The 428-nt window shown below is 70.1% G+C and carries 1 protein-coding gene; it reads right to left on the reverse strand.

Annotation, left to right across the window (positions count from 1 at the left end):
• Nucleotides 1-404, reverse strand: a 404-nt coding sequence (locus ACL06G_RS21515; RefSeq protein ID WP_412788171.1) for an AMP-binding protein, incomplete at its 3' end; no start/stop codon positions are given.
• Nucleotides 405-428: the final 24 nt, after the last annotated feature.

A 428-nucleotide genomic window follows, 5' to 3' on the forward strand; every position in this document is an offset into this window, starting at 1 on the left:
TCGGCGGGGAGTTCGGGGTCGACGGGCAGATACGCGCCACCCGCCAGCATCACCCCCAGCGCGGCAACGACCTGCGCCCGCCCCTTCGGCAGACCCACCGCCACCAACTGGTTCGGACCCACACCCAGACCACGCAACCGCCGACCCACACCACAGGCCCGCGCCCACACCTCACCGAAGGACAACTCGCCGTCGACATCCACGACCGCGACCCGCTCCGGCTCCTCCCGAGCCCACTCCTGGACACCCGAATACAGCAACCCCCCGGGCACCGCACCCGCCGTGTCATTGACCGACGCCACCAACTCACGCTGACGCACCGGCACCAACGAACCCGGCCCCTCGGACCAGAGCACCTCATCCCCCGCAAGCCGCTCCAGCACCGAGCAGTACGCAGCGAACATCTCGTCCACCAACCCCGCCGGGAA

The sequence above is a fragment of the Streptomyces callyspongiae genome, assembly GCF_047200695.1.
GTDB lineage: Bacteria > Actinomycetota > Actinomycetes > Streptomycetales > Streptomycetaceae > Streptomyces.